Source organism: Herbaspirillum sp. RTI4 (assembly GCF_034313965.1).
Taxonomy (GTDB): domain Bacteria; phylum Pseudomonadota; class Gammaproteobacteria; order Burkholderiales; family Burkholderiaceae_D; genus Herbaspirillum.
The window spans coordinates 3,425,668-3,442,302 of record NZ_JAVIWQ010000002.1; the positions used below are offsets into that span (position 1 = coordinate 3,425,668).

Genomic DNA, 16,635 nt, shown 5'->3' on the forward strand with positions numbered 1-16,635 from the left:
GGACATGCGCGTGGTCAGTGGGCCGCCCACTGGATGGTGCTGATGTCGATGCCTTCCTTGTACATATCCCACAGCGGGGACAATTCACGCAGTTTGGCGACTTTGGTTTTGATCAGATCGATGGTGAAATCGATGTCTTCCTCTGTCGTGAAGCGGCCGATCGTGAAACGGATGGAGCTGTGCGCCAGTTCGTCGCTGCGACCCAGTGCGCGCAAAACATACGACGGTTCCAGGCTGGCTGAGGTGCAGGCCGAGCCGGACGATACGGCAATATCCTTGATCGCCATGATCAGCGATTCGCCTTCGACGTAATTGAAGCTCACGTTCAGGTTGTGCGGCACACGGTGTTCCATGTCGCCGTTGATGTAGGTTTCTTCGACTTCCTGCAAGCCCTTGGCGAGACGGTCGCGCATGGCACGCACATGCGCCAGTTCGGATTCCATTTCGACGCCAGCCAGACGGAATGCTTCGCCCATGCCGACGATCTGATGCGGTGCCAGAGTACCGGAACGCAGGCCGCGTTCATGTCCGCCACCGTGGATTTGCGCTTCGATGCGCACACGCGGTTTGCGACGAACGTACAGCGCGCCGATGCCTTTAGGGCCATAAGTTTTGTGCGCCGAAAAACTCATCAGGTCGACTTTCCAGTTTTCCAGATCGATCTTGACCTTGCCGGTGGCTTGCGCGGCGTCGCTATGAAAAATGATGCCTTTGGCGCGGCACAGTTCGCCGATTTCCTTAATCGGCTGGATCACGCCGATTTCATTGTTGACGACCATGACCGAGATCAGGATGGTGTCGGGACGAATCGCGGCAGCGATCTGCTCTATCGTCACCAGACCGTTGTCTTGTGGTTGCAGATAAGTCGCTTCGAAGCCTTGACGTTCCAGTTCGCGCACAGTGTCCAGCACGGCTTTATGCTCGGTCTTGACAGTGATGATGTGCTTGCCTTTGGACTGGTAAAAATGGGCTGCGCCCTTGATCGCCAGGTTGTTGCTTTCGGTCGCGCCGGAAGTCCAGATAATCTCGCGGGAATCGGCATTGACCAGCTTGGCCACTTCTTCGCGTGCTTCTTCTACCGCTTTTTCCGCCGTCCAGCCATACATATGGCTGCGCGAAGCGGGATTGCCGAACTGTTCGCGCAGGAACGGAATCATCAAGTCGGCCACGCGCGGATCCACCGGCGTCGTCGCCGAGTAATCCATATAGATAGGAAAATGCGGCGCCTTTAATGTATCCATCAGGCTTTTTTCGAGAGGTGCATTCATGTTTAAAACTCCTTCAGAGCGCCACGAATGTCGTACTGCGGTGCATGACGACCACATTCGGGCTTGTTTCAGTTTGCTTCTGCTGCCGATCGACCAAATCTTTCAGCGAGACAGAATCCAGATATTCAACCATTTTTTCATTCAGCGTTGACCACAACTCATGGGTCATACAGCGGCCGGCGCCAGCGGGATGGTCCGCACCGTGGCAATTTTCCTTGCCGCCACATTGCGTGGCGTCCAGCGGTTCATCGACTGCGATGATGATATCCGCCACAGTGACGTCTTCCGCACGCCGCGCCAGGTTGTAACCACCACCCGGGCCGCGTACTGACTCCACAATTTCATGCCGGCGCAACTTGCCGAACAACTGTTCCAGATAAGACAGCGAAATCTCCTGGCGTTCGCTGATGGCAGAAAGCGTGACCGGGCCTTTGCCCTGGCGCAGCGCCAGATCAATCATTGCAGTGACTGCAAAACGGCCTTTAGTGGTCAGACGCATGTACTTAACTCCAGACAAAATTATTTCGAAAACCTGATTTATCGAATTCTTTTGAGAAGTATAACAAACTTGAGTAATTCCGTCAGGTACTCCCCTTTTTCGGGAACTGCCGGGAAAAAGGGGCGATCAGGCAGCGCAAAATAGGACAATCCGCCCCGAACAACACTGCAATTAATACTTGCGTAAATACGTTTTATTGATTTATATTATTTATACAATTTAAAAAGGATATTTCATGACCACTCAAAAACCAACAAATGTTGCTGCAGCAGCACCAGTGCCGACAGCAGCACCGGTGGCCATCAAACCGGCCGCACCAGCACGCGCACCACGCGTAGTGAAAACTGCCAGCGTCGCCAAGGCACCCGCCAAGCCGGCAGCCGCCGCAGCCAAAGTCAAAGCTGCGCCACTCAAAAAAGTCACGGTTGCGCCTAAAGTAAAGACTGAAATCAAGCCTGTCGCCAAGCCAGAAAAAAATCTGCCTAAGCCAGCGCCAAAAGCAAAACCAGTCAAAGCTGCTGCGGCGGTTAAGCCGGTTAGTCCTGTCAAAGCGGCAAAGCCTGCAAAAGCAGCCAAGCCAGTTGCTGTAGCGGAAGTCAAGATCAAGAAAATCAAGCAAATCCGTGACAGTTTCACCATGCCTGAATCGGAATATGCAGTCATTGCCGACGTCAAGCGCGTTTCTCTTAAAGCCGGCTTTGAAATCAAGAAAAGCGATTTGTTACGTATCGGCATCCAGCTGATCAAGGGCCTGGACGTTGCGAAATTAAAAGAACTGCATGGCAAGTTGCTGCCGTTGAAAGCAGGCCGTCCTAAAAAATAAATATGACGCGCAGTTGTCACGCGCAGTGATGCAAAAACGCCGGTCCGATTATTTTATCGGCCGGCGTTTTTTATTGGGAACTGCTTATTTTGAACACAGATCGTCTTGCACAATTTTGCTAACAGCGTTGCGCTAGCAATTTGCAGTGCAATGCGGCGCGGAGGAAAAACACGTCCTAGCGGCCATAGTAATCGTAACCGCCAGAACCCCTGCGATGGTGCGAATATTCGCCCGGCACAATAATGCAGGCCGATAGCATGCTACAGGCAACGACGGCAAGCAGCAGCAGTTTAATCAGCTTTTTCATGGCATTTCCCGAAAGGAATAAAAGCTCAGTTTGCCTGCAATACCAACAGCGCAGTGATGCTGCAATGTTTCATTTGTAATCAAAACTGTTTGACTACCCTGATGCGCCAGTTCAGTCCTGTAGGGTCAGTATCCGATTTTTTATTCGGCCTCCGCCACAAGCCGTCGATAGATCAAAGTTGCTGCGGCAAGATCCTCAAGAGCCGTACCCACCGCTTTGAAGATCGTTCGTTGCTCATCACTTTCACGCACTCGACACTGGCCCCGGCACAAGGCTTCCAGCGTCCCTGCCACATCGCTGGCATTGAATGCACCGGACTTAAATGCATTGAGCAAATCACCCGATTTGCCGACCGCCTCCATCGTGTCTATCCATAAAGAAGCGCCGGTGAAGCAGGCCGGTTCGGCCTCCGTCATCTGCGGTGTGAAGCTGCCGATCAGGTCGAGATGACTTCCGGGAGAAAGCCATGAGGCCTGCACGAAGGGTTCCTCGGCCAAGGTCGCGCAACTGACAATGTCTGCGCTGCGCACCGCAGAGGCCAGATCATCAACTACCTTTGCCTGAAAGCCTTGATCGAGTAATGTGCGCACGCAGCGCTGCGCGGCTTCGGGATTAATATCCCAGATATCGACCTGTCTGATTTCCCGCACTGCCGCCATGGCAGGGGCAATCAGACTACCAACGCGACCCGCCCCGGCAATCAGAAGACGGGAGGCATCTTTTCTCGCGAGAAAGGAAGCGCCGAGTGCTGCGGCAGCAGCAGTCCGACGCGAGGTAATCTCATCCCCATCCAGAATCGCCAGCGGCTCGCCAGTGCGAGCGCTATACAGCACGTAAGTCGAATGCAGTCCGGGCAGTCCTTCATTACGATTAGCCGGAAAAATATTGACGATCTTGACACCGTAGAACCCTTCGTCAGTCCATGCAGGCATCAGCAGCGAAGTTCCCACCCCGCCGGCCACTTCAATATGGTGGGTATGCCGCAAGGGAACATGCGCGCCAGTAATAAAGGCCTCGCGCAGCCCGGGCACCAGAAGATTAAAAGGCAAAAGTTCTTTGATGCGCAAACTCTCAGGCTGGAACATGACGAATACTCCTGGTCAATGCGTAGTGAAAAATGCACGAAGCTGTACGTTCGCGGCGAGAATTTTTACTATGTCGATGAATGGAACAGCACACACGAACTACATCTTGAAACTTCGTCGATCCGCACCCCAGCTAAGCACCCACCGCACAGGAACCTCTGAGTAAGCGTAGCGAGCGACGCAAGCTCAGGGTAAGAAGCGCAACCCTACTTGCGCAGGAAAAGGTTCGCAGCCCTGATATTAATCAGCACCTCAGCTAAGCACCCACCGCACTGGAGCCGCTGAGTAAGCGTAGCGAGCGGCCCAAGGTCAGGGCAAGAAGCGCAGTCGTACTTGAGTACGCCGAACATCGCCGCCCTGAGATTGCGACGTGCAGTAGCGGCGCATCTCAAGGTCCCGGAACCACTGAGTAAGCGTAGCGAGCGGCGCAAGGTCAGGGCAAGAAGCGCAGTCGTACTTGAGTACGACGAGCATCGCAGCCCTGAGATTGCGACGTGCAGTAGCGGCGCATCTCAAGGTCCCGGAACCACTGAGTAAGCGTAGCGAGCGGCGCAAGGTCAGGGTAAGAAGCGCAGTCGTACTTGAGTACGACGAGCATCGCAGCCCTGAGATTGCGCCGCGCAGTAGCTTAATCAGTGGTTCCCTAGCAAAGGGGGGAGTAGGAGGTGGGAACCAGCAATTGATTTTCGATGCGCTCAACAATCACTCCGTCTGCCTCACTCGCACTTCTGGCCTTGACCCAATCCGCATCAGTAGAAAAGGCGTTCCATTTTTTTCACGTTCGGCCAGACTGTCCCATTGCAGCATATAGGTGAGCGTCTGATTGCTCGGTCCTACCAGCGCAGTCCAGAAACCCAGCGGCCGGATACCGTATTTAGTCCACATTTTGAGCGTGGTTTCTTCAAAGCGACGGTTCAGCGCAGGCAAACGGCCCGGCGCGCAATGGTAAATTCTAAGTTCATGGATCATGGAATTCCTTGATGGGGTAGCGCTCATCTTGTCAATGAGCAGTAAAAGTATCCGACAACTCAGCAGCAGCAACCGTAACGCCATCGTGCGACAAAACACGCATTTCTATTGCGGAGATACCGATGCCCGGCTGCGGTTACGCTGAGGGCCATCATATATCCAGACCAGAAACGCCGCAGGGAAGTACTCGCCACCAGCCCCATTTGCAGCCAGACGGTTTTTAAACCCGGGTTCTGTTTGGTACTGCCGCCAGTTCGTCAGGGTAAATCAGATGAACGTCGAACCCTTCATCAGGTTCAAACCGCAGCTCAAATGAGGAAGGTTCCGGCAACAATTTTTTCAAGGTTTCAGCAATGCGCAACAAACGAAAATCATCATCGGATGCCTCGTCGCAGGTGTCATTAATGCAGAAGAATGGCAATTTCCCGAACATGGAAAACAAAGAATCAAACTGTTGCTTCGCGCTCAGATCGCTCGTGCTGATGTGCAAGGGGTCCAGTGTTTTTTGATGTGCATAGCCGACGTGTACCATCCAGCGTGGTACAAGATCGGGGATCACGGCTGGCGCCCGCCAAGAACGAAATACCGTTGAACGTACTTGCTGAAATAATTCCGGCGCTATTTTTTCCAGCTCAAACATCGCACTCTTGAGCATGGGCCGTGGGCCGTGCGAATAAAGACGTGGGTCGTGGATATAGTTCGGGTAACGGCTTGCCATCCAGTTTTTCGAGAGGATGGAAGCGTTGACCAGGGCGGTCTCGTCGGGCTGCAACTCATCGTAATCAGCAATGGGCGTCGCCTCGGCGAACACCCTCAGGCGCTCTCCGAACCACCATGCCGTATCGACTTTTGCGCCGAAAAAAACATCGTCGTTTAAATAGATAAAGCGCTCGGACAGTCCGGGAATGTGATGGAGGTAGGACTCAATATGCCCGGAATCGAATACCGGCATCGACGTCGCCGGAATCAGATCGCGATGATCGATCACGGTAAGCCGGTCGGAAGAGCGCAACCAGGTTGGCGTTTGTCCGTCACTGACTATATAGACATGACCATGATCGGGGAAAAATTTCTCTAATGCGCGCAAATTAAACAGCAGCTCGCCATTGTCTCGATACCGACCTGCCCCGTTTCCATAGATGGCCAGTTCATCGGCATGTTCTTGTATCCACTTTGAATAGGCTTGCTCGCGTTTTTTGCCCCACACCGGATCTGATCCATCTACCCACAGGTAAACGATATCGATTGCTTCGGAATTTTCTTTTGCATCCATCATAGATTCACTTTGATTTCTACTGTTGATTGGGGCAAGTCAAGCTGAGTGCCACGCTATCAAGCCCACATGGTGGTGATTTTTTCTTCTGTACTTTTTCTGCTGGTACTTCTTGAGCAGTACTACACACGGCACCTTCCCCGCCATCGGAACAACTTGCGCTTCGGTGAATGCGCCGACCTAACTAACCTAACTAATACATACCTAAGTCCGGCTCACCGGACCGAAGAAAAATCGCGCCCGAATAGCAAAAAACCGTTGCAAGCCTGAGCTTGTAACGGTTTTCACTTATTTGGTTGCGGGGACAGGATTTGAACCTGTGACCTTCGGGTTATGAGCCCGACGAGCTGCCAGACTGCTCCACCCCGCGTCTGAAGAATGAAAGTATAAAGCAATTCTAGAAACAATGCAAACTATCTTCGAACAAAGTAAGAATACGTCGGAGTGATACACTCTTACCTAGCGATTCCGAGCCATTGCTCACTCAGGAACCACGCCACGCGCAAGATCTTTTTCTCCACTCCCCACTACGCCGTTATCGCCTCTATGAAATTTTGTTCCGACTGTGCGCATCCCGTTTCGCGGCTTACTCCTCCTGGCGACAACCGGCCGCGCTACGTTTGCGAGAATTGCGGCGCGATTCATTATCAGAATCCAAAGCTCGTCGTAGGATCAATCCCGGTCTGGGAACACGGCGACGACCTGCGCGTACTCCTGTGCCGACGCGCGATAGAACCGCGCCGCGGATTCTGGACCCTGCCAGCAGGCTTCATGGAAAACAGTGAAACCACCTCAGAGGCAGCGCAGCGCGAGACAGAAGAAGAATCCGGCGCACATATCGATCTGCACACGCTCTTTTCTATCGTCAACGTCCCGCACGTGCATCAGGTGCATCTGTTTTACCGCGCCACCCTGCTCGACCTCGAATATGAGGCAGGAGAAGAAAGCCTGGAAGTCGCCATGTTTAGCGAACAAGACATCCCCTGGTCGGACATCGCCTTCCCCACCGTCGAATACACATTGCGCGCATTTTTTACCGATCACGCCAGAATCGCCCGCGAAGGCGGTGAATTCCTGCTGCATAGTGAAGACATCCGTCATCCCATGATGCGGCCAGACTAAAAACGATGCACTCATCCACGCTGGTATCGAACCCGCGCATCGCCCCATGATTCCCTGGCTGGAGGCCGACACCCCCTTCCCCGACGCGGGCGAAGCATTGACTGAGGAACAAGGCCCCGCCGGATTACTCGCCGCCGGTGCAGACCTTTCGCCGCAGCGCTTGATACAGGCCTACCAGCGCGGCATCTTCCCCTGGTTCTCGGAAGGCCAGCCGATACTCTGGTGGAGCACCGATCCGCGCATGGTGCTGTATACAGAGCATTTCCTCGTTTCCCACAGCCTGAAAAAAACAGTACGCAAAGTGCAGCACAGCCACGAGAGCGGCGGTCGCTGGCAAATCCGCTTCGACTCGGCATTCAGAGAAGTCATGCTGGCCTGCGCCGAACCGCGTGATGGCGAAGCCGGCACCTGGATTTCCGACGACATCATCGACGGCTATTGCGGTTTGCATCGCGCCGGTTACGCACACTCGTCCGAAGTCTGGCTCGATGGCGAACTGGTCGGCGGTGCCTATGGCGTCTCTATCGGCAAGATGTTTTACGGCGAATCGATGTTCGCGCGAGTAAGCGATGCCTCCAAAGTCGCCTTGACGTATCTGGTCACGTTCCTGCGCGCCCACGGCGTGGGCATGATCGACTGCCAGCAAGAAACACCACATCTGGCATCGCTGGGCGCTGCCCCCATCAGCCGCAACGCCTTCCTCGCACACCTGCAACAAGCGGTACGGGAACCGCAAATCGTCGACTGGAAACCGCTACCCCCCTTCCGCGCATCAACGTAGTTTCCCGGTTCTGGTGTAAATTAGGCCCCATGTCCTCGTGTATGCAGGAGTTCCTATGACGCATCTGAAAGAATTACCCTTTTCCACACTGCAGTTTTACGCCACTGCCCCCTATTCCTGCAGCTACCTCGATGGTCTGCAAGCGCGCTCCCAGGTCGCCACACCCTCGCACCTGATCAATGCCGACATCTACTCCGAACTGGTCAAGACCGGTTTTCGCCGCAGCGGCATTTTCACCTACCGCCCCTATTGCGACGACTGCCATGCCTGCACGCCGGTACGCATCCGCGTCGCAGAATTCACCCCCAACCGCAGCCAGCGACGGGCATGGTTAAAATGCCAGTCCCTGCAAGCCGTAGTCAGCCCCCTGGCTTACGCGGAAGACCATTACGCACTGTATGTGCGCTATCAAACGGCACGCCACGCCGGCGGCGGCATGGATCAGGACAGCCGCGAGCAATACGCGCAATTCTTGCTGCAAAGCAAAGTCAACTCCCGCCTGGTCGAATTCCGCGACACCGATGGCATCTTGCGCATGGTCAGCATCATCGACCTGCTCAACGACGGCTTGTCCTCGGTCTACACCTTCTACGATCCCGACGAAGCGCAAGCCTCTTACGGCACCTATAACGTGCTCTGGCAAATCGAACAGGCGCGGCAACTGGAGATGCCGTATATCTACCTCGGCTACTGGATCAAGGAAAGCAAAAAAATGCGTTACAAGATGAATTTTCAACCGCTGGAAGCGCTGCGCGGCGGGCAATGGGGTCTATCGGAAGTGGTGTCGGAAGTGGTGTCGGCAGTCGCGTCGAAAGTCTGAAACTGAAAGCGGAGCTATCGTCTTACCCGCTCTGGAAAGCAGGTCGCACTACGCTAAAACAGCCGCGCAAACCAACGCCAACCGGTTACAATCATTCCCCTTCGATCACCCGCCAGCCCGCGCCCGCCAGCGACCACTCAGAACCTCCATGCCTATTTTCTCCGCTCCGCTCTACGCACTCATTCGTCCGCTGCTCTTTACACTGGACCCGGAAGCAGCACATCATCTGACTCTGCCCCTGTTGCAACGCGCGGCCAAACTCGGGCTCACCGGTCTGCTGCACCGCCCCGCTCCCGACCCGCGCACACTGATGGGACTGACCTTCCCCAACCCGGTCGGTCTGGCTGCAGGACTGGACAAAGATGGCGCGTATATCGATGGACTGGCTGCACTCGGATTCGGCTTCCTTGAAATCGGCACCGTGACCCCACGGCCGCAACCAGGCAACCCTTTGCCGCGCATGTTCCGCTTGCCGGAGGCGCGGGCGCTGATTAATCGTATGGGATTTAATAACGAAGGCGTCGATGCTTTCGTGCGCAACGTGCAGGCGTCGCAGTTCTATCAGGAGCGCAAAGGCGTGCTGGGTTTGAATATCGGCAAGAACATGACTACGCCGATCGAAAATGCCGCCGACGACTATCTGCACTGCCTGGAAAAAATTTATCCCTACGCCAGCTATGTAACGATCAATGTCTCCTCGCCCAACACACAAAATCTGCGCCTGTTGCAAGAGACCACCGCACTCGACTTGCTGCTATCCAAACTGAGAACCGCCAGCCTGCGACTATCCGACCAGCACAAACGCTATGTGCCGCTGGTATTGAAGATCGCACCGGATCTGGGTGATGAGGAAATAAAGAATATCGCCGCCGCGCTGTTGCGCAACCAGATCGATGGCGTGATCGCCAGCAACACCACCCTCAGCCGCACGGACGTTGCGGGCCTGCCGCATGCCGAAGAAAACGGCGGCGTGTCCGGTGCGCCAGTTCAGGAAAAATCGAACCGGGTCATTGCTGGTCTGAAAGCGGAAATTGGTGACGCGCTGCCTATCATCGGCGTCGGCGGCATTTTCAGCGGCGACGATGCCCGCGCCAAACGCGATGCAGGCGCATCGCTGGTGCAGGTCTATACCGGACTGATCTATCGCGGTCCGGCGCTGGTAGGGGAATGTGCAAAGGCGCTACGCCAGCCGCGCACATTACGCGCCTAAAACGACATACGACAGACCGGGCAACGCTTAATGACCCACTCCGTCATTGAGCGCATTAACGATATCGGCCCGCGTCAGTTCCGGCGCAAAACGCAAGATGAAATCGTAGGTATAGGCGCGCAAATAAGCGCCGCGTCGCACAGCCAGCCGAGTGATGTTCGGCGCAAACAAATGCGCTGCCTCGACCGCATGCAAGCCGTGATGCTTGCCCTGCTCAATCGCCATCGACGCCACAATCCCCACGCCCAGACCCAGCGCCACATATTGCTGAATCACATCCGAATCCATTGCGGTCAGCACGATATCGGTGGTGATACCGGCCGCCTTGAACGCGGCATCGATATGGCCACGTCCGGTAAACCCGACGTCGTACGTAATGAGCGGATAGCGCGCCAAATCCTGCAAGCTCAGCGGCGCTTTCAGTGACAACAAGGGATGCCCTTGCGGCACCACCACTACATGACTCCAGGTGTAGCAAGGGAAGGAAACCAGATCGCGGAACTGACTCAGTCCTTCGGTAGCGATACCCACATCGGCCTTGCCCGACATCACCCATTCGGCGATATGCTCCGGCGCGCTTTGCTGCAAGGCGATGCGCACTTCGGGAAACGCGGCGCGAAAACTTTGCACCACTTGCGGCAATACATAGCGCGCCTGCGTATGGGTCGTCGCCACCGACAAAGTGCCGCTTTGTTCGCCGGCATATTCGCGGCTCGCCTGACGCAGGTTTTCCGACTCCAGCAACAGCCGCTCAACGATATGCAAAATGCCCTTGCCCGGCTCGGTCAAACCGGTCAGACGCTTGCCGTTGCGTTCAAAAATATCGACGCCCAATTCCTCTTCCAGTTCACGAATCTGACGACTCACACCGGGCTGAGAAGTGAACAAGACATTCGCCACTTCGGTCAGATTAAAACCGCAGCGCGCCGCTTCGCGGATAGACCGTAGCTGCTGGAAATTCATGGAGCACTCCGGTTCGGCTCAAGGTTTGGCTGAAGGTTTGGATCAATGTTCGGCTCACGGCTCGGATCAATAAACACCTGCAAACGGCGCGGTCGCAATACCAGCGTTTCACCTTCATGCAAATTGAGTTGCGCAAAGCGTTCGCTGGAAATAGTCGCTTCGATGAACTCGGCGTTATCGTCGCGTTCCAGCTCCAGTTGCGCCAATGGCCCGATAGAGTGCGAGCGACGCAAACGCGCCACAATACCTTTCGCTCCGGCCGTATAGCGATCAATCTCCAGATCATGCGGCCGCACATACGCCACGCCGGACGCATCCTGCGTTTCTGCATATTCCGGTGCCTGAAACGCCACGCCGCCGGCATCCAGCACACCTTCATGCACACGGCCGTGGAACAAATTGACGTTCCCCAAAAATCCGTACACGAAAGGAGAAACCGGATGGTTGTACACCTCGGCCGGTGAACCGACCTGCTCCACCTGCCCCTTGTTCATCAACACGATGCGATCAGCCACTTCCAGCGCCTCTTCCTGATCGTGCGTGACGAAGATACTGGTGACGTGCAATTCATCGTGCAAGCGACGCAACCAGCGACGCAATTCCTTGCGCACCTTGGCGTCCAGCGCACCGAAGGGCTCATCGAGCAACAAGACCCGCGGCTCCACCGCCAGCGCCCGCGCCAGTGCAATCCGCTGCCGCTGACCACCGGATAATTGCGGTGGATAACGATCGGCCAGCCAATCCAGTTGCACCAGTTCCAGCAAACGCGTGACCTTGTCGCGGATCACCGATTCCGACGGACGCTGGCTGCGCGGCTTGACGCGCAAACCGAAGGCAATGTTTTCAAACACCGTCATGTGCTTGAACAAAGCATAATGCTGGAATACGAAACCGACCTGCCGTTCGCGCACGTGGCGCGCTGAAGCATCTTCTCCCTCCAGCAAAACCTGTCCCGCATCAGCCGATTCCAATCCGGCAATAATCCGCAGCAAGGTCGTCTTGCCGCAACCGGAAGGGCCGAGCAAGGCCGTCAGTTCGCCTGTAGGAAAATCCAGCGACACGTCATTTAACGCGACGAAATCACCGAACCGCTTTTGGATATGATTGACCTGAATGCTCATGTACTGCGCTCCTGTAAGTGCGGCTTGCCTTCGTTGCGCAAACGCCATTCGATCCATGATTTGAGTGCCAGAGTGACCAGTGCCAGAAATGCCAGCAGAGAGGCCACCGCAAACGCGCCCACAAAGTTATATTCGTTGTAAAGAATTTCGACCTGCAAGGGAATCGTATTGGTTTCGCCGCGAATATGTCCTGATACTACCGATACCGCGCCAAACTCGCCCATGGCCCGCGCATTACACAGGATCACGCCATACAACAGGCCCCATTTGATGTTGGGCAAAGTGACATACCAGAATGTCTTCCAGCCGGAAGCTCCCAGTACCAGCGCCGCTTCTTCTTCTTCCTGTCCCTGCGACTGCATCAGTGGAATCAATTCGCGTGCCACAAACGGAAAGGTGACGAACACCGTTGCCAGCACGATGCCTGGCACGGCAAACAAAATGCGAATATCGTGCTCGCGCAACCAGCCGCCGAACCAACCCTGCGCGCCGAAGATCAGCACATAGATCAGGCCGGAGATGATAGGCGAAATAGAGAATGGCAAATCGATCAGCGTCAGCAACACTTGCTTGCCGCGGAATTCAAACTTGGCAATGCTCCACGATGCCGCCACGCCGAACACCAGATTGAGTGGCACCGCAATCGCCGCCGTGAGCAGGGTCAGCTTGATGGCTTCCCAGGCATCGGGCTCGACGATGGCCGCCAGATACACATCCGCCCCTTTTTGCAGCGCCTCAACAAACACCGCGATCAGCGGCACGAATAAAAACAAGGTAAGAAATACCAGAGTGACGCCAATCAACAGCCATCTGACCAGCAAGGGCTCCAGCGTGGCATCGGGGGTGCGAACCGGCACAGTAGTGACTGTGCGGGCGGTACTGGATGAAGTAGCAGCGGGCATCTTAAGCTTTCGACGACTGGCCGCGCTTACGGGTCCAGGCTTGCAATAAATTAATAGTCAGCAACAAGGCAAACGACACCAGCAGCATCACGACAGCAATGGCAGTGGCGCCGGCATAATCGTATTGTTCCAGTTTGGTCACGATGAACAGCGGCGTAATTTCAGAAATCATCGGCATATTGCCGGCAATGAAAATCACCGAGCCGTACTCGCCGGTGGCACGCGCAAAAGCCAACGCAAAACCGGTCAGCAGCGCTGGCGCAATCGAAGGGAAAATCACGCGCAAAAACACTTGCGCACGACCAGCGCCCAGACTGGCGGCAGCTTCTTCCAGTTCGCGCTCCGCCTCCTGCAGTACCGGCTGCACGGTTCGCACCACAAAGGGCAAACCAATGAAAGTCAGCGCGACTAATATCCCCAGCGGAGTGAACGCCACCTTAATGCCGAGCGGCACCAGCCAGCGACCGAGCCAGCCGTTGGGTGCATACAAAGTAGTCAGGGCAATCCCGGCCACGGCGGTCGGCAATGCAAACGGCAGATCGACCAGCGCATCGATGATGCGCTTGCCGGGAAAGCGGTAACGCACCAGCACCCACGCCACGATGCCGCCAAACACCACATTGAGCGCCGCCGCCAGCAGCGACATGCCAAACGTGAGCCGGTACGAAGACATGACGCGCGGCGATGTCACCGCATCAATAAACGCCCCCCAGGTCATGGTAAATGTCTTGAGGAAAATCGCAGACAAAGGCAGCAAGACGATCAGCGCCAGATAGAACAAGGTAAACCCGAGAGTCAGCCGAAAACCGGGCAGCACCGAGACGCGTTTGACGGGCAGGAGAGGCTGTGTGGGCGAAGCAATCATGGCACCTTATTACAAATATGACTATCGATTGCCAATAATCGCACTCACTTGTTATAAACGAAAATAATTTTTTTGCATGTCTATATACGGAATACGCATAAAGAGCGGAGGAGGATGAGGAAAAATAGTGGCAGGGAGAGTGCAGATGCAAGCCTGAGCGCTCAGGCCTGCGGACGGATTATTGGTGTTTTTGAGACGTCGCCAAACGCATAGTGCGAAGAAAGTCAGAACTTAAACTTAAATTTTTTCCAAATTTTATATCCGAAAAATGTCATTACCGATGAAACGAGGGATGTAACCAAAAATACGGAATACACTTCCAGAACACCGATAGAATCTGCATCTTTGGCATCAAAAAAATCTGTCAAAAATAGGGCCACTTTTTCAGGGGGGCGAGGAATCGCATCGGGATGATGTAGCCATAAATACGACAATGATAAGGTAGAAAAAATAAGCCAAATAATTATGCTGAAAATAAAGAAATTCTTGTTCATCGAACCGATACCTTTCCGTATGCCAATATATGCTTTCCAGGTATTTCTATTTGCATAGATTTTTTTAAAATATTTTTAATTACTTGAAAATCATCAATAGCCTCAATCGTAATGCATCCTTTACTTATTCCATAAACTCCTTTTGGATGCAATCTAAAATTACCTCTCGCAACCTGATTGCAATAAACTTCATCGTCGATATTATTATCAATTCCATATAAAGAAAACCAGTCTTTTTGACCCGATACCATGTCACGCAGAGGCCCTAAAATACCACCAGACTGTCGATCTATTATGTAATAAGCCCCAGGTGGAATTGGCCCTACATCAGTAACACACGCGAAAGCACGCCGATTGGCGTAAGCCTGCAATCCAGAAAAGGCAGGAAAAGATTTCCCCCCGCATTTAAAAACACTCATCGGCTTATTATTCAATTCAAAAGAACACTCAATCATTGATAACTCTCCATTTAAAAATTAATTTTTAAAATTAAATAAATTAAAAATCCATCCACGGAATACGCATAAAGAGCGGAGGAGGATGAGGAAAAATAGTGGCAGGGAGAGTGCAGATGCAAGCCTGAGCGCTCAGGCCTGCGGACGGATTATCGGTGTTTTTGAGACGTCGCCAAACGCATAGTGCGAAGAAAGTCAGAACTTAAACTTAAATGTTTTCCAAATTTTATATCCGAAAAATGTCATTGCCGATGAAATGACACATGTAACGAAAAGCATATAACAAACTTCAACTGTATCGAAAGAATCCGCATCATGTGCATCGAATAAATTACTGAGAAAAAGTCCAAATACCTGAGGAGCCCTAGGGATTAAATCTGGATTATTAGCCCATAAGTGTGTTAGTAAAAATGTTAAAACAAATATCCATAAAATAAAAGATAAAATTATATTTTTACGAGTCATTTTACTAACACCATTCCATATGAATATAAATTTTTACCTGTGATTATTTTTTTCTCCGTTGATTTAAGCAGAGCGCGAACGAGCTTAAAATCACAAGCACTTTTTAACGTAATGCATCCTTTACTAGAACCAATACTACCTTGCGGATGAAGCCGGAAATTTCCTCTTTTAACTCGCTCACAATACATTTCATCATCAACATTATCGTCAATTGCGTATAGCGAAAACCACCCATCTCGGCTTGAGTAATAATCACGAATAGGCCCGAGAAAACCACCCGACTCTCGATCAATAATATGGTAGCGTCCAGGAGGAATTGGCCGCAGGTCAGGTACGCATGAATAAAATTTTTTATTAGCATGACTTTCATAACCTGAAAATGCAGGAACGCTATAAGGGCCGCATTTAAAAACACTCATCGGCTTATTATTCAATTCAAAAGAACACTCAATCATTGACCACTCCCCATTTAAAAATTTATTTTTAAAATTAAATAAATTAAAAATCCATCCGACACTTCCATAGGAAGCATCAGTCGTTCTTTTTAATTCGGAGGGTATTTTTGCATGTGAGAACGAGCGTCCTCAATTGGATTAAGAAGATAATCCGTCTATTTCTGACTTATAAGAAAATACCGGTATCGGCAATGTTTTTCACCAGTTCTGCCAATAAATCCTGTCCTTCTTCCCAATCGCCCAATCCCGAATCGGCGTTGATATGCCCCAACGCGCCGGCATTGATAAAACGACTGCCCCACTGCCCTGCCCAGTAGCGGGCGCGCGACGCGGACATCCACGGATCGTCCGTGCTGCCGACGACGATGGAGGGCGCATTCAGCGCCACCCCTACCTGATCCGCCACGCCGAATTTGTCGGGATCGGCCGGGGCAACCAGCAAGGCTCCCTCCAGATGGGCGCGACTGCGCCGCGCCGCGTGTACCGTCGTGAGACATCCAAAGCTATGCGCCACCAGCAAGGTAGGCTGCGCAGATTGCGCCAGTGCGTGTTGCAGACGCGCCGACCAGATGTCCAGACGCGGCGCATCCCATTGCTCTTGCTCCACCCGTATAAATGCAGGATGCAGCTGCTGCCAGCGGGTTTGCCAGTGCTCCGGACCGCTGTCATGCAAGCCCGGCACAATCAACACTCGGAAATCGGCAAGAGTCAGGGCCATGGTCGGGTCGCCGTGGAATTAAACGCTGAAAACTCCGGTG

Annotated in this window: 18 protein-coding genes, 1 tRNA gene and 1 pseudogene; 5 read left to right on the top strand and 15 right to left on the bottom strand. The window is 53.4% G+C overall.

The features are described 5' to 3' along the window. Window positions 1–14: 14 nt before the first annotated feature. Together RGU70_RS15255 and iscR are read right to left on the bottom strand one after the other, a co-directional pair. The gene (locus tag RGU70_RS15255; RefSeq protein ID WP_322210242.1) at window positions 15–1,268 is read right to left on the bottom strand and encodes an IscS subfamily cysteine desulfurase; all 1,254 of its coding nucleotides are present in this window, start codon (window positions 1,266–1,268) and stop codon (window positions 15–17) included. Between the two features lie 13 nt (window positions 1,269–1,281). Then, window positions 1,282–1,767: a Fe-S cluster assembly transcriptional regulator IscR gene (iscR, locus tag RGU70_RS15260; RefSeq protein ID WP_322210243.1), complete on the bottom strand. Its 486-nt coding sequence runs from the start codon at window positions 1,765–1,767 to the stop codon at window positions 1,282–1,284. 235 nt (window positions 1,768–2,002) lie between these two features. Here iscR and RGU70_RS15265 point away from each other — a divergent pair, with 235 nt between their 5' ends. Beyond that, window positions 2,003–2,590: a hypothetical protein gene (locus RGU70_RS15265; RefSeq protein WP_322210244.1), complete on the top strand. Its 588-nt coding sequence runs from the start codon at window positions 2,003–2,005 to the stop codon at window positions 2,588–2,590. A 175-nt stretch (window positions 2,591–2,765) separates the two neighbouring features. Here the strand turns inward: RGU70_RS15265 and RGU70_RS15270 are convergent, their stop codons facing one another. The 5 genes and pseudogenes from RGU70_RS15270 to RGU70_RS15290 form a co-directional block, all read right to left on the bottom strand. After that, window positions 2,766–2,897 (bottom strand): hypothetical protein, encoded by a 132-nt coding sequence (locus RGU70_RS15270; RefSeq protein ID WP_322210245.1) that lies wholly within the window; start codon window positions 2,895–2,897, stop codon window positions 2,766–2,768. 140 nt (window positions 2,898–3,037) lie between these two features. Continuing rightward, complete coding sequence (locus RGU70_RS15275) at window positions 3,038–3,982, bottom strand: ornithine cyclodeaminase family protein (protein ID WP_322210246.1); 945 nt, start codon at window positions 3,980–3,982, stop codon at window positions 3,038–3,040. A 643-nt stretch (window positions 3,983–4,625) separates the two neighbouring features. Next, window positions 4,626–5,035, bottom strand: a pseudogene (locus RGU70_RS15280) (NIPSNAP family protein). A 136-nt stretch (window positions 5,036–5,171) separates the two neighbouring features. Continuing rightward, complete coding sequence (locus RGU70_RS15285) at window positions 5,172–6,227, bottom strand: stealth family protein (protein ID WP_322210247.1); 1,056 nt, start codon at window positions 6,225–6,227, stop codon at window positions 5,172–5,174. A 290-nt stretch (window positions 6,228–6,517) separates the two neighbouring features. Next, window positions 6,518–6,594: transfer RNA gene (locus RGU70_RS15290), tRNA-Met, on the bottom strand. 176 nt (window positions 6,595–6,770) lie between these two features. On the opposite strand from RGU70_RS15290, the gene RGU70_RS15295 reads away from it, so the two are divergent. The 4 genes from RGU70_RS15295 (at window position 6,771) to RGU70_RS15310 (ending at window position 10,157) form a co-directional block, all read left to right on the top strand. Further along, window positions 6,771–7,346, top strand: coding sequence for an NUDIX hydrolase (locus RGU70_RS15295; RefSeq protein WP_322210248.1), 576 nt, complete (start codon window positions 6,771–6,773; stop codon window positions 7,344–7,346). Between the two features lie 46 nt (window positions 7,347–7,392). After that, window positions 7,393–8,127, top strand: a complete 735-nt coding sequence (gene aat / locus RGU70_RS15300) for a leucyl/phenylalanyl-tRNA--protein transferase (RefSeq protein WP_322210249.1) — start codon at window positions 7,393–7,395, stop codon at window positions 8,125–8,127. Between the two features lie 55 nt (window positions 8,128–8,182). Next, complete coding sequence (locus tag RGU70_RS15305) at window positions 8,183–8,947, top strand: arginyltransferase (RefSeq protein WP_322210250.1); 765 nt, start codon at window positions 8,183–8,185, stop codon at window positions 8,945–8,947. Between the two features lie 148 nt (window positions 8,948–9,095). After that, on the top strand, window positions 9,096–10,157 hold the full coding sequence (locus RGU70_RS15310; protein WP_322210251.1) for a quinone-dependent dihydroorotate dehydrogenase: 1,062 nt from the start codon (window positions 9,096–9,098) through the stop codon (window positions 10,155–10,157). 27 nt (window positions 10,158–10,184) lie between these two features. Here the strand turns inward: RGU70_RS15310 and RGU70_RS15315 are convergent, their stop codons facing one another. From RGU70_RS15315 to RGU70_RS15350, 8 genes are all read right to left on the bottom strand, one after another. Then, window positions 10,185–11,120, bottom strand: coding sequence for a CysB family HTH-type transcriptional regulator (locus RGU70_RS15315; RefSeq protein ID WP_322210252.1), 936 nt, complete (start codon window positions 11,118–11,120; stop codon window positions 10,185–10,187). Further along, window positions 11,117–12,241 carry a sulfate ABC transporter ATP-binding protein gene (locus tag RGU70_RS15320; RefSeq protein WP_322210253.1) on the bottom strand — a complete coding sequence of 375 codons (1,125 nt, stop codon included), beginning with the start codon at window positions 12,239–12,241 and terminating at the stop codon, window positions 11,117–11,119. Before RGU70_RS15320 ends, RGU70_RS15315 begins: the two co-directional genes overlap by 4 nt. Then, window positions 12,238–13,143, bottom strand: coding sequence for a sulfate ABC transporter permease subunit CysW (gene cysW / locus RGU70_RS15325; RefSeq protein ID WP_322210254.1), 906 nt, complete (start codon window positions 13,141–13,143; stop codon window positions 12,238–12,240). The genes RGU70_RS15320 and cysW overlap by 4 nt, the downstream gene beginning before the upstream one ends. 1 nt (window position 13,144) lies before the next feature. Next, window positions 13,145–14,008, bottom strand: a complete 864-nt coding sequence (gene cysT, locus RGU70_RS15330) for a sulfate ABC transporter permease subunit CysT (RefSeq protein ID WP_322210255.1) — start codon at window positions 14,006–14,008, stop codon at window positions 13,145–13,147. Between the two features lie 224 nt (window positions 14,009–14,232). Continuing rightward, on the bottom strand, window positions 14,233–14,502 hold the full coding sequence (locus tag RGU70_RS15335; RefSeq protein WP_322210256.1) for a hypothetical protein: 270 nt from the start codon (window positions 14,500–14,502) through the stop codon (window positions 14,233–14,235). Beyond that, a complete protein-coding gene (locus RGU70_RS15340) occupies window positions 14,499–14,957 on the bottom strand; it encodes a DUF2778 domain-containing protein (protein ID WP_322210257.1) in 459 nt (152 codons plus the stop codon). Before RGU70_RS15340 ends, RGU70_RS15335 begins: the two co-directional genes overlap by 4 nt. A 461-nt stretch (window positions 14,958–15,418) precedes the next feature. Beyond that, on the bottom strand, window positions 15,419–15,877 hold the full coding sequence (locus tag RGU70_RS15345; protein ID WP_322210258.1) for a DUF2778 domain-containing protein: 459 nt from the start codon (window positions 15,875–15,877) through the stop codon (window positions 15,419–15,421). A 166-nt stretch (window positions 15,878–16,043) separates the two neighbouring features. Next, a complete protein-coding gene (locus RGU70_RS15350) occupies window positions 16,044–16,595 on the bottom strand; it encodes an alpha/beta hydrolase (protein ID WP_322210259.1) in 552 nt (183 codons plus the stop codon). Between the last annotated feature and the right edge of the window lie 40 nt (window positions 16,596–16,635).

What these genes read in the sequence shown, in the direction of transcription:
- RGU70_RS15255 (WP_322210242.1), bottom strand. Translation starts at nt 1,268, where the DNA reads ATGAATGCACCTCTCGAAAAAAGCCTGATGGATACATTAAAGGCGCCG.
- iscR (WP_322210243.1), bottom strand. Translation starts at nt 1,767, where the DNA reads ATGCGTCTGACCACTAAAGGCCGTTTTGCAGTCACTGCAATGATTGAT.
- RGU70_RS15265 (WP_322210244.1), top strand. Translation starts at nt 2,003, where the DNA reads ATGACCACTCAAAAACCAACAAATGTTGCTGCAGCAGCACCAGTGCCG.
- RGU70_RS15270 (WP_322210245.1), bottom strand. Translation starts at nt 2,897, where the DNA reads ATGAAAAAGCTGATTAAACTGCTGCTGCTTGCCGTCGTTGCCTGTAGC.
- RGU70_RS15275 (WP_322210246.1), bottom strand. Translation starts at nt 3,982, where the DNA reads ATGTTCCAGCCTGAGAGTTTGCGCATCAAAGAACTTTTGCCTTTTAAT.
- RGU70_RS15285 (WP_322210247.1), bottom strand. Translation starts at nt 6,227, where the DNA reads ATGATGGATGCAAAAGAAAATTCCGAAGCAATCGATATCGTTTACCTG.
- RGU70_RS15295 (WP_322210248.1), top strand. Translation starts at nt 6,771, where the DNA reads ATGAAATTTTGTTCCGACTGTGCGCATCCCGTTTCGCGGCTTACTCCT.
- aat (WP_322210249.1), top strand. Translation starts at nt 7,393, where the DNA reads ATGATTCCCTGGCTGGAGGCCGACACCCCCTTCCCCGACGCGGGCGAA.
- RGU70_RS15305 (WP_322210250.1), top strand. Translation starts at nt 8,183, where the DNA reads ATGACGCATCTGAAAGAATTACCCTTTTCCACACTGCAGTTTTACGCC.
- RGU70_RS15310 (WP_322210251.1), top strand. Translation starts at nt 9,096, where the DNA reads ATGCCTATTTTCTCCGCTCCGCTCTACGCACTCATTCGTCCGCTGCTC.
- RGU70_RS15315 (WP_322210252.1), bottom strand. Translation starts at nt 11,120, where the DNA reads ATGAATTTCCAGCAGCTACGGTCTATCCGCGAAGCGGCGCGCTGCGGT.
- RGU70_RS15320 (WP_322210253.1), bottom strand. Translation starts at nt 12,241, where the DNA reads ATGAGCATTCAGGTCAATCATATCCAAAAGCGGTTCGGTGATTTCGTC.
- cysW (WP_322210254.1), bottom strand. Translation starts at nt 13,143, where the DNA reads ATGCCCGCTGCTACTTCATCCAGTACCGCCCGCACAGTCACTACTGTG.
- cysT (WP_322210255.1), bottom strand. Translation starts at nt 14,008, where the DNA reads ATGATTGCTTCGCCCACACAGCCTCTCCTGCCCGTCAAACGCGTCTCG.
- RGU70_RS15335 (WP_322210256.1), bottom strand. Translation starts at nt 14,502, where the DNA reads ATGAACAAGAATTTCTTTATTTTCAGCATAATTATTTGGCTTATTTTT.
- RGU70_RS15340 (WP_322210257.1), bottom strand. Translation starts at nt 14,957, where the DNA reads ATGATTGAGTGTTCTTTTGAATTGAATAATAAGCCGATGAGTGTTTTT.
- RGU70_RS15345 (WP_322210258.1), bottom strand. Translation starts at nt 15,877, where the DNA reads ATGATTGAGTGTTCTTTTGAATTGAATAATAAGCCGATGAGTGTTTTT.
- RGU70_RS15350 (WP_322210259.1), bottom strand. Translation starts at nt 16,595, where the DNA reads ATGGCCCTGACTCTTGCCGATTTCCGAGTGTTGATTGTGCCGGGCTTG.